5 protein-coding genes and 1 pseudogene are annotated in these 12,175 nt (G+C 58.9%); 4 read left to right on the plus strand and 2 right to left on the minus strand.

The window, feature by feature from the left end; all coding sequences use genetic code 11:
* Position 1: 1 nt before the first annotated feature.
* Together Q0802_RS23125 and Q0802_RS23130 are read left to right on the plus strand one after the other, a co-directional pair.
* Positions 2–3,796, plus strand: coding sequence for a hypothetical protein (locus Q0802_RS23125; RefSeq protein WP_298922290.1), 3,795 nt, complete (start codon positions 2–4; stop codon positions 3,794–3,796).
* The gene (locus Q0802_RS23130) at positions 3,796–7,143 is read left to right on the plus strand and encodes a hypothetical protein (protein ID WP_298922291.1); all 3,348 of its coding nucleotides are present in this window, start codon (positions 3,796–3,798) and stop codon (positions 7,141–7,143) included. The genes Q0802_RS23125 and Q0802_RS23130 overlap by 1 nt, the downstream gene beginning before the upstream one ends.
* Here the strand turns inward: Q0802_RS23130 and Q0802_RS23135 are convergent.
* Together Q0802_RS23135 and Q0802_RS23140 are read right to left on the minus strand one after the other, a co-directional pair.
* Positions 7,140–9,401, minus strand: a complete 2,262-nt coding sequence (locus tag Q0802_RS23135) for a mechanosensitive ion channel family protein (RefSeq protein ID WP_298922292.1) — start codon at positions 9,399–9,401, stop codon at positions 7,140–7,142. The genes Q0802_RS23130 and Q0802_RS23135 overlap by 4 nt on opposite strands.
* Positions 9,398–10,546 carry a 2Fe-2S iron-sulfur cluster-binding protein gene (locus Q0802_RS23140; protein WP_298922293.1) on the minus strand — a complete coding sequence of 383 codons (1,149 nt, stop codon included), beginning with the start codon at positions 10,544–10,546 and terminating at the stop codon, positions 9,398–9,400. Before Q0802_RS23140 ends, Q0802_RS23135 begins: the two co-directional genes overlap by 4 nt.
* Positions 10,547–10,918: 372 nt before the next feature.
* On the opposite strand from Q0802_RS23140, the gene Q0802_RS23145 reads away from it, so the two are divergent.
* Together Q0802_RS23145 and Q0802_RS24775 are read left to right on the plus strand one after the other, a co-directional pair.
* The gene (locus Q0802_RS23145) at positions 10,919–11,851 is read left to right on the plus strand and encodes a VOC family protein (protein WP_298922294.1); all 933 of its coding nucleotides are present in this window, start codon (positions 10,919–10,921) and stop codon (positions 11,849–11,851) included.
* A gap of 248 nt (positions 11,852–12,099) precedes the next feature.
* A pseudogene (locus Q0802_RS24775) lies at positions 12,100–12,175 on the plus strand (succinyl-CoA--3-ketoacid-CoA transferase); the annotation flags it as partial.

Here is a 12,175-nt window from a genome sequence, read left to right on the forward strand (position 1 = left end):
CATGGCGGATGCGATCAAACCGGAACTGATGAATGCGCTGCTGGGCAGCGGCAACTGGTCACTGGCCACAAATGTCGGCGACCGCGTCGTGGATCAGCGGTTCCGGTTTCCAGAGCCTGCCCAGGCACCAAACCCTGCCTTGCTGGTGCCCGTCGATGTGCAGGCGCTATATGTTCCGGCCTCCCACAGTGAACGATACGTGCGCCTGCCGCTTGAGCTGGGCGATGGCGCAGATGCCGACAAGACAACGGCACCCTTTTCGACGCCCCGGGCACGGGCAAAAGGGGTACATCTTCATTGGGCGATGCCCGACGGTTTGCTGCGCGGCGAGATGGTTGATGACGATGATGAACCGGTGCAGATGCCGGTTCTGCCCAACCGCTGGCTGGTCGTGCGAATGTCAGGGCGGCGCAACCGCGCCCGTGTGGATCTGAGATCCTGGCTTATTGAGGCGGATACGGGACGCGTCTTTGATCTGCCTAAATACCCCAATGCGCCCACGGCATCTCTTGCACAGCAAATGACACCGGAAACACTGACCGGGATCATTGGCGGTTCGCCAAACTGGACCGCATCTTATGACGCAACGCTCAATCGGTTTGCTTTCCACGATCAGCTGGATGGGGTGCAGCCGACACAGGTCCTGACACGACAGGCAAGTTATGTCGTGATCGGCTGGTGGTCGGACCGGGCACATGATCCACTGGGCGGGGTTTTCTCGCCTTATTCAGTCGCGCGCAAAATCGACCGGTTGGACTGGACCGCGTCATCAGCCCCTTTCATAGGGGAATGGAAATCACCAAAGCGCCCCTTAAGCTCAGAGTCGGATGACAAAGGTACCGACCTGAGGACCGCTCTGAAACTCAGTACCTCCCAGATGGGACTGCTTTCGGGTTTTAAAGAGTATAGCTTCGACGAGGTGACATTGGCGCGTCAGCGCTTGCGTTACGAAACCGTACTGCATGGCGCTGTCTATGGTGTCCCGATCACCGGTGGTGTTGGCAAAGACGCGGCCCCCCGGGCGTCACAGATTGAACTGTCGATGGCGCCAACATTAGAGCGACTGATCGCGGCACAAGCCGCCAGCGGGCTGGGCGTGCGTTCGGGCCCCAGAAAGGAATATTTTGAGAGCTTGCTGACGGGCGTTGCGAACATGTCCCTGATGAATATCGCAAGCCGCGATGGCATTGTTCAGCTGGATGAGGCGGAACATGCGGACGGGTTTGAGGCGTTCCAGGGCCCCGAGACCTATGAAGATGTCATCATCTCGCGTCAGCAGTCCGCATTCAAAGCCGGGCGACCGCTGCGAACCAAGGCTGCGAAGCAGAAAACCAAGGCCGCTCCATTGGCAGATGTCATCTGGAATGGTCGCAAACGCGGAAAACACAAATCCGACAAGGACAGCCTGCGCCGCCGGGCCGAAGATATCAAATACGGGCGCAAAGGGTCGCGGATTGATGACGCCCCCAAAACCCGGCGACTCAAACGACCGGGACCGCGCTATCACCGGGCAACGTCGCCCGTTGTCGGGTTGCGCAACTACGGTCGTTCGCAACGGTTTCTGGCAGATGGCCGGTTTCACGATGAAGGCAAGCTGATCTGTCGATGGTCAGATGAAATGGCCACGAAGTATGGTGAGGGATATCAGGCGAGTACCTACGTGCCCCTTCTGGTTAATCGGTTTGTGCCCGCCATAACCAATCGCATCCTCCAGAATTCGTTCATGGGGGATCTGTACATGATGCCTTGGATTTTTGAGGCGATCCGCGCGGTTGTGCGCGGCGATCAGGTGGGACCAACCCAAAACCGTCTGCGCGGAGAGATGGCGCTGCGGTATTCGCAAGATGGTGTCTACGATGGCATCGTGCCGATTGCGCGCGGCGATGAGACTACCCCCTACAGCGCGAAGGTTGCCGTCAGTGACGCCGTGCGCCGCTTTTCACTGGCAGAGGGACGTGACCCAAGCCCGGTTGCCGTCACGAGTTGGGTTCAGCCCTGGTCACCGGTCTGGCTGGAATGGGAAGTGGAGCTTGTGCCGGGGCAGGGGTTTGCCGGCTGGGATCTGGGCAGGATCGATTTCGAAGGCGCCCCGGTGCCGCAAGGGAAAAAAGTCAAACTACAGGGCCGCTCAGCGATCACCTCGGGACTGGCGCGGACCTATCAGGCGGTGATCGACACTTATCTGATCGCTGAAAATCAGCGCGATACAGACGACCAGGGGGAAATCAACGAAGGACATGAAGGGACATTGGCGGACCTCTCGGCATTCCTGAAGAATGCGGATCTTGGATCTGTCACGCTGGACCGGATCAATGATTTGTGGCTGGCGGTTGATGCTGGCCCCGATGGTCAGGTCAAGGCGGCGCCCGATGGTGTGGCAGATGCTCTTGCAGCCGCAGGTCTGCCCAACCTGATTGCGGAGGGTGCGCTTCGGCTAACCCGGGCCCGCATCGTTGACAGCTTTGGCCGCTTCCGCGATCTGCCCACCAGCAAGATCATCATGCCAACGGCCCTGGCGCTAAAGGATGAGAACGGCGCTCCAACACTGGCCATGCCACCGCGGCTCTCGCTCCCGGCGCGGTTGATGTGGCGGTTCGTTGATCCTGCCGATACCTCGCCCTCTCCGGTTGAGGGGCGTCTGGATCAGGCCAACCCCGGCAATATGGTGAACCCGATCTCGGGATATATATTGCCCGATTTCATCGACGAATCCGTCGAGTTTTTTGATCAGGATGGTCAGCCTCTCGGCGAGGTGCTGCATGATCCCGTCACAGGCGGCCTGATCTGGGAAAGCGGGGTAGGTCGGGATGGCCCCGCCTCCGGATCGCCGATGACTGGCCTGCCCGAGACTGCGCGTTTGTGCGGGCAGATTGCGCAGGGGATGATCGAGACCGACATTCGGCAACGTAATTCGGAACAGACCGCCGATAAGGAAAGCCCGCTGAGTGCATTCCTGCGTGCAGTCGATACCACTAGCTGGAGTGTGGACAGTTCGCTGGCCTCTGCGAGTGCGACGATTGCAGGGCTCGTCGGGCGCCCGATTGCCGTGGTGACGACGCAACTCTGGCTGGATATCCCGCAGGATCTCGCCAAAACCGGTGCCTTTGGCGAAACCGCCGATGATATACGCGATCACCTTATCCGCGAGGCTGTGTTTGATGTTGTGAAATCACAGGAATTCACAGTGCGGCTGGGCGAACTGGCCAAGGGGCACGACGGGCTTTATGGATTTTTCATTGGCGATGATTACGCGCTTTTCCATCTGATCGAAAAAGAGGTCACACAGGCCGCGCGGGTCAGCCGTCAGGGCGGCGGTTTCCGCGCGGCCCTTGGCGGTGTTTCTGCACAGGTTGGCGGAAACTTCCTGCCGGAGCCCAGCCCATTGGATGCCCCTTACATCGGAGCGGGCGAGCCGCTGGGCGTTCACGTGGGTCAAAAGCTGCGTCTGACATTGCTGATGCACCCTTCGGCCCGGGTCCATGCCACAACAGGTTTCCTGCCGCGTAAGTCCCTGGAGTTGCTGAACGATTGGGTTTCACCGGGACTGGGGCATGTGGCACCTTCGGCCCGTATTGGTCCGGTGCTGATCGATCCTGACAAGGTGAGACTACCGAAGATCGCCGCATTCGGGGCCAATCAGACATGGACCAGACGGAACACACCGATAACATGGCGCGATGACCCGATCCTGGGCGCAACCCAGGCTGCCGTTCTGCCGTCGGGCCGGGTGACCGTTGAAGAAGGATACATCCGTATCACGCCCGAGGGCGATCCGACGATCGGGGAGGACGACTGATGTCCCGCTACGACTGGCCACGTGAGTTCACCAAATCGGCTGACCGACTGGCGCAACGCATGGAACGCGCTCTGCGGGACCGGAACATCGGCGTGCCACCGGGCGCTATGGGCGATCTGGACCTGTTGGACGATGTGATCCAGACCAATTTCGACGAAGACCGCATGTGGATGCCCCTGGGCCCGTCGATTATGACAAACGGGCAGGCAACCGGTGATCCGCAAGTCGCCGGTCGGGTGCGGGCGATCGCCGTCAGCCCCAATGGTCAGCGTATCTACGTCGGCAGTGCTAACGGTGGCGTCTGGTACTCGTCGGACAGCGGTGCGTCGTGGACGCCACTGGGCAGTGCCAGCCTTGCCGCTTCGGCCAATCGCTCCGATCTGTCGCTGACGATCGGAGCGATTTGGGTGGAGTTTGGCAGCACCGGGGCGGTTGATGATCCGGCAAAAGACGTGGTCTACGTGGGGACCGGTGAAGGCCTTCCGCAATTTTCGGATACACCGGGTAGCAATATGGGCGGTATCGGCGTGCTGCGGCTGAATGGCACGTTGCCTGATGCGCTGGCGGCCCCGCTGCAAAACCCCTGGAAGCGTGAAGCCCGGAACCTGACGGGAGAGGGTATCTTTCGCATGGCGCGCGACCCTGCTGCTGCCGCAGCGCTCGATGGCACGGCGACGCTTGTTGCGGCAACCTCGACCGGTCTGTGGTCCCGCAGCGGTGCTTTTTCCGAAGATGCGAATTGGCAGCGCGTTGAATTCACCAGCACCGCTTTTGCCAATCTGTCCGGCCAGCCACATTGCACGGATGTCATCTGGAATGACAAAGGCCTGTGGGTCACCTTGGTGGGGACGGGGGCCACGGATGGGCTTTACCGGTCGCCCACCGGCCTGGCGGGATCATTTGCGCGCATCACGCTCACCAATCTGGAAACCGGGACGCGGCTGAGCCTTGGGCAAGCCGCGCACGACACTGACCGGATGTATGTGCTGGGTAAGGTGCCTGATCCCATTAATCCTGGTACCAACTCGGGGCATGCCGCAGTGTGGCGGGTTGATCTGGCCAACAGCGTGACGGTTGCGCCTCCCGTCCAGAATGTGCCCATGGGCTTGTTCGTGTCATCGGTCGCACCCGATAACGCAGGCAACCTTATCAACAACACTGACGATCAATCCGCCTACGATCAGGCCATCTGCGTGCGTCAGGTTGGCACAAACGATGTGGTGACCGTTGGTGGATCGCTGGAGGACAATGGTGAATGGGACGCGGCGATATTCGATCTCACTATCACCGGCGGAGCAGCTGCCCCAACCACTGATTTTGACCCCACCCGCCATACAACTGCCGTGACCGACCCGACCTTTATCGGGGCTGGTATTCATCCGGATGTTCATGTCCTCATGCAGGCGGGTGCAAATCTTTGGGTAGGCTGCGATGGCGGCGTTTTTAGACGATCCGGCGGCACCGTCCGGGCGATGAATGCCGGGCTGAGCGTGGCTGAGCCGGGATATCTGGTCTCGCACCCCACGATAGATGGTCCGGTTCTGGCGGGCACACAGGACAACGGCGCGATCCAGCGTATTGGTGACACGGTCTGGAGCCTGCAGCGCAAAGGCGACGGTGGTGGATGCCTGTTCCATCCGACCAAACCCCACCAGAGGGTGATGCAATTCATCAATGCGACATGGCAATTCGAACCCGCCAGCTTTTCACCCTGGGGCCCTGTGTTGCGATCCAATCCCGCACTGCCCACAGAGACGGCAGAAAACGGACGGTCCACATTTTATTCTCAAGGGGCCGCGGCACCGGCGACCAATGCGGGTGATGCCCGGATTTTCCTTGGTACCGACCGGATATGGTACTGCGCCAATTGGAACGACCCTTCGATCAACATGGCTTGGGTCACCATTCCAAGCATGACCGATGCGCATGCGGGAGGGGCACCTCTTCAGGACCAACTCACCGAGAACGGCAATTCCGATGCTGTCCTTGTCATCGAGGTGCTGCGCGAAGGCGATGCCGCTGATGGCTATGAGGGAATGGCGATCTTGGTCCTGTGCCAACGCACGGTCCGGATTTTCCGTTTTGCGCGTCCGGCACCCGCGGCAGCGCAGGCCTGGACTGCCATTGCCCAATCCGTGGTCAGTGATCCCTCGACGGCGACACGCCCGCGCAGTCACAAGCTGGGGGATGACATTCCCAATCCCTTTCTCACCTATCTGCCCGACCCCTGGCTCAGTGCCTGGACCGACGTGGCCGTTCACAAAAACGATGTTGCCGGGCAAGAAAGTTTTTATGTCGCGACCACGGGTCAACGGGGTGTTGGTGCAAGTGGAGAGGCCACCAGTGACCCTGTCCATGATACCTTGTGGTGGTACGATGGTCAGGGACGCTGGTACCCGACCGGATTGCGCAACACGCCGCTGGATGCAGCGGCGGGTACCGGTGGCTCGCCTGCGGCCGCGCATTGTGTGATCGTCGATCGGGAAGCGCCCGACAATGTCTATGTGGGTAACCGCATCGGCGTCTGGCACGGGGTGATTGACCAGAGCGGCACGCATCCCACCTGGACGTGGCGGCCGGCGATGGAAGGGCTGCCGCACACGATGGTTCAGGACCTGTCGATCTCCAGCACGGAGGCGGGTACCTTTCTGCGCGCGGCTCTTGTGTCACGCGGGGTCTGGGAGCGTGATATTTCACTCTTGCCTGTGTCGGTGGGGCGGACGTTTATTCGGGCAGTGCCTCACGATACCGGGCGCTCGATACTGCCCGCCACACCGAAAAACCCCTTGGACGACAGCAACCTGGAACTGCATGAAAGCCCCGATCTGGTCATTCTGCCCACAGGGTCACACACCTGGGATCCGCTGTTGCCGAACGAGGCGGATCTGCTGGCGGCCCCGAAACAAAGGCGCTACGGAAAGAGGGTGCATGATGTCTTTGTCATGTTGCATCATCGGCACACGACGTCTTTGGCCGGGGCGGATGCCAACATTGACGTCTTTTTCCAGAAAGACGCCCCGGCGGGGGATTTGCAGGGATTTGCGATTACGCCGGAGTGGCGCACCTTTGTTCATGAAACGGTGCGGGGTAACGCGCCTCCCGCGGTGGCCGGTCTGTCGCATCTGGGGCGGTTTAATCCGGCCTTGCCGGTTGATGCCCGCACGCCCCGCGCGGTAAAACTCTCTGTCAATCTCAACTACGCGGGTAGACGTGATCACGCGATGCTGATTGCAGTTGTGACCTCGCCCGGCAATGCGTTCTTGCTGGCGGGTCTGGCGCCGGGCAACCTCAAATCCGTGGTGCGGCGGTCACATCAGATCGCTGTGCGAAAATTTGCACGGGTCTAGGGTTCGTCCGGTATCACACCGGGTTGAACTGGCTGCGTGACAGCCTCCTGAGCGGCGGCCGTCACGGCTTTGCGTTCGCTTTCCGTAAGATGCTCATCGCCGGATAGTTCAACCTTGACGTTGCGCTCGGCCATGCGAATACCGTTGGCGTCAAATGCATCACGCACTTTCTGGTAGGCATCGCGCCGCACCAGCCATTGCTCGCCCGGGCGGGTCATGAATTTGACGCCCACCACCATGTTGAACTCTTCCATGCGGCGCACGCCTTGTGATTTCAAAGTATCGAGAATGGCGTCCCCGTAGTGCTCATTAGCTTTGAGTTCAGCGCCCACTTTCTTGACGATCTTTTTGACCAGTTGCAGATCGGTGTCGAAGGGCACGCGGAATTCCAGCTTCATGATGACCCAATCGCGGGAATAATTGGTCATGGATTTCAACTCGCCGAAGGGCAGGGTGTGCACGGCACCGCGATGGTGCCTGATCTGCAGGGACCGGATCGAAATCTTTTCAACCGTGCCGCGCAATTGATCAATCTCGACGTATTCGCCGACGCGGAAGGCGTCATCGACAAGGAAGAAAATTCCGGAAACAACATCTTTGACCAGCGATTGCGCCCCAAATCCAATGGCGATGCCGAGAACACTGGCACCGGCCAGAATCGGAGCGATATTCACGCCCATTGACGACAGAACCGACATCATGACCATGCTCAACAAGGTCACCATCAGAACAACTCGCAGCAATGGCAGCAAGGTTGCCATCCGGGCTTCGGGGCCGGGGGCCTGACCATCTTCGGGGGGCTTGTAGGCGGCCAGCCGTCGGTCGATCGATGTCTTGCCCCATGTCCAGACCAGATCGGCGATCAGTACTGCAGCCGCGCTGTCGATCAGGATGGAAAACAGTCTTTGACCCATAGTGGGATTGTCGGAATTCTCGAAGATGCCTGCGTTCCAGATCATTGCCAGCGTTAACCCCAGGATGACAAAAACGCCGAAGCGGATGAGCCGTTGTGCGATAGGGCGGTAGGTCTCATATGGGTCCGCAATGAGAGCCGGTTCGGGCGCGCTTTCGATCTCATCCATACCCTCCATGGGCTCCGGCGCGGGCAATTGGGCGGCGGCTCTTTCCGCCTTTGATCGATAATCCGTTATCGCATTGTCAAAGCTGGTGTCGGTCCATCCCCGCAGTAGTTTCAGCGCCGGTATGGCCAGCCCGATCACCATGACCGACCACATCAGTGGGTACATGCCAAAGAGCCATGTGACAAAAACCATTGTGCTGAGCAGGCAAAGATAGGCACGCCAGCGGGAGAGAGACCGGCGCGTCAGACTGCTGGTGTGCTGTTGAGCCTTGATGAAACAAAAGAAAATGCAAATCAGGCTGACAATCAGCAGGATCCCGGCAAAGAGAACCGATACCGCCAGCGTTTCCGGAGCCGTATCGCCGGATGCGCGCGCGGATGTGAGTTGATCAAACACGTCAATTAGCGAGATCGCAAACACAAGGATCGCAAGGAAAAACGTGAGCGTCAGTCCTAGTGCCCGGGCCATTGGTGTCGTGATCGGGATGAGCCGCAATTGCGGCACACGCGGTGCCAGAAACAGCCTGACCAGGGTGTTTATGGCGCGCACAGAAACGATGGCCAGAAGGGTGGAGAGGATCAGTGTATAGAGCAGCGGTGGCCAGCCAACAGCAGAAAATGCGCCGATGGACCCAGCGGCGAAGGCCACCAGGCCGATGAATGCCAGAGCGGTGCGCGTCAGGGCTGCGACGGCGCGTTCTTTGGGGCTGGTGAACTTTTGCACTTCGATCCGGCGCAACACAGGGTTGGTATATTGCCGCGTCAACCATTCCAGCCCCGCGCCGAAGAACAGGAAAATCAGCGCAAATGTCAGACTGCGCACCTGTCTGTCGGGCGTCATCTGGTCACGCCAGCGCTCCAGGATGACCGTGGGCGCGGTCTCAAAACTAGCCCAGGCAGCGCCGAGATCGCTAACGCGCTTCCCAACACGTTCCACGGCTTTCTGAAACTGCTCGCGGACTGACGGGATATCCGTGGGGCTGGCTGCGTCTTCGCTGTCGGCCTGTTCCTGTATCCAGTTCTGAATACGCTCATCAGCAAGAAGACGGGTGAATTCATGCAAATCATTTGTGGATGGCGCTGCAATCGCGGGGGTGTCCTGGGCGGAGACTTGCAGGGGCGAAATCAGCAACGCAAGTGCCAAAAACCCGCATCCAACCCGCGATAACCACTTCATGTCTGGGCCTCAAGCAAGTCGTTTGCGCGCTGATCTTCCTCATGATCATTATCTTTGAAGGTATAATCCGCAGGATACAGAGGTTCGACGTCCACCCGACCACCACTGGGTGTCAATTGACAGGCCAAACGCACATTTTCATCCGGGCCAATGCGCATCAGCGTTTTTGCTTCCAGCGGCGTTGGCTCTGGCAAGGGAAACTCGGAGGACAGGATGCGCACGGCACAGGTGCCGCATCGCCCGCGCCCTTCGCAAAGACTTGCGTGGGGTTGATCATGCATCCGGAAACTATCCAAGAGGCTCAGCTTGCTTGTGGTGTTTATCGCGGGGCCCGTGCCGCGCGTCAGAACCACCCGCTCGGACGATTGAAGGGCCAGTCGTACCCCCCGTGCCGCTAAGGTCAGAGCCGCAAGGGCGAGTGACCACCAGATGACCTGATTGGTAACTTTTTTGACCGTCTTGTACGGGATGCGTTCTTTCTTGGGTGTCGCGGGGGTTTCAGAAGGCGCTTGGGTTGCATAGCGCGATGTCTCTGCCTGTTGTGTTTGTTGCTCTGCCTTGATCAGGGCACCGCGTCCCGCTTCGCCATATCCCATGAGCGCAATGACCGGAACAGCAACGGCGACGGGGTACATCCAACCCAGCGCGTTGCGCATGTTTTCTTTGGCGCGCAGCCAGGTAAAGAGCCCCGCGCACCCATGTATCCAGACAACCGACAATAAGATCACCTGCAACAATCCAATTTGCGGTGCCCCCAGCCAGAAGAGCTTGATCGCTTGCGCATAGCCAAATTCGATGCCGTCAATCTTTAGCGACGCGATCCCGACTGCGTGCACCGCAAGCAGGGGAATGACGATAACGCCCGAAAGCAACTGAACGATATCCTGCGTGTTCGTGCGCAGCGTCGGGCGCTTGTAAACTGCCCATAGGCCCAGCAGGAAATGGATGACCAGCGCCAGAAACAAAAGCGGCCCCAGCGGCGGTTTGGACCATATCTCAGACAGAAAGGGACGCGCGGCATCCATGGCCTCGATTGAGATCAGCCCAAGACTGAGATTAAGGAGATGGCTGGTGACGAAGATCAGCAAAAACAAGCCCGTAACAATTCGCGCCGTTCGTAGCCCCAGCCCAGAGAGTCTGCCCATGGTTCGATTCACCGTGCCCCATTTCACACATGGCTCCACCCGCAGGCATTTTTGCCGTTTTGGTGACCATTCCTCATAAACTGTCCATTTTCTTGAACTCATTTGCAACCCGGCAGAGAAAGCCGCCTGTTTGTGTGGCGTGCTATGACAAGGCGAACCCCTGTGCGTGACGTTCAAAGACCTCCAAGAACCGAGCCGCCTCGGGCGCGGTTTCCGGTGAGTAATGGAGGCGACAAACCAAATTTTCCACCTGAGCCTATCAGGCAGAACTTCGGCCATTCCCTTCGCTCGTTATCGCGTTGATAAATCCTCTCTATATTGGTCAGCACGTGATACGCATCAATTACCGCCGCTGGGCCGAAGGGAAAAGACATGCTTGATCAGATCAAGGGATTGCACCACGTTACATCGCTCGCGGTTGATGCGGTCGAAAACAACCGGTTTTTCACGCAGGTTCTGGGGCTTCGGCGCGTCAAAAAAACCGTCAATTTCGATGCGCCGGATGTCTACCACCTTTACTACGGGGATGAGATTGGCTCACCCGGCTCGGTGATGACATATTTCCCGTTTCCGAACATGGCCCGAGGTCGCAAGGGAACAGGTGAGGTCGGTGAAACCGTGTTTTCAGTGCCGCAAGGGGCTTTGGACTTCTGGCAAAAACGCCTTGGTGAATACGGGGTCAATGGACTGGCACTACACGAGCACTTCGGCGAAAGACGGCTCTCATTTCGTACCGCCGACGGTGAGGGGTTCGCGCTATCTGAGATCAGGGATGACCCCCGCGCCGCCTGGATCGGCAATGGTATCGGGGCAGATCACGCGATCCGTGGGTTCCAATCGGCGCGCGTGCGGTTAATGGACGATGGTGCTATGGCGGAACTGCTCCAATTCATGGGCTATGAAAAAGTTGACATAAGTGGCGACGTCACCCGTTTTGCGATTCCAGGTGGCGCAGGTGCCAGCATCATCGATTTGGAAACCATCCCGAATGGCGCGCCCTCTCAACAAGGTGCTGGTTCCGTGCATCATGTCGCTTTCGCAGTGGAGGACCGGGCCGCTCAACGTGATGTCCGCAAAGCGCTTTTGGACACGGGATATGCAGTGACGCCAGTCATTGATCGCGATTATTTCTGGGCGATCTACTTTCGCACGCCCGGCGGCGTTCTTTTTGAAATTGCGACCAACGAACCGGGATTTGATCGTGACGAAGACACCGCCCACTTGGGCGAGGCGCTGAAGCTTCCCACACAACATGAACATTTGCGCGCAGCCCTGGAAACATCGTTGCAACCGATCCCGGGGTGAGGGCGGTGAGTATTTCAGTGCCCCTGTTGTGCTTGAAAAGCCATCGATCCGTTAGTCTTCACGCAATGCCCTTCCATTGGGAAAGTCGCGCAAGGCGGGTTTTTGCAGCAAACCTGTTGCATGACTGACGGCTAAATAGGAAAGGTAACGCCAAGGAATCGTCCGGTGTGTCATCGGTTGCGAATGCGAGAGGGCGGCAGCGGATCGATACACTGGCATCTCAGGGAATTCGGATCAAAGGACATGTTATGAAAAAGATATACGGCTCGGCGTCTGAGGCGCTGGAGGACGTGTTGCGCGACGGGATGTTGATCGCGGCCGGGG

It is taken from the genome of uncultured Roseobacter sp., from assembly GCF_947495275.1.
Lineage (GTDB): Bacteria > Pseudomonadota > Alphaproteobacteria > Rhodobacterales > Rhodobacteraceae > Roseobacter.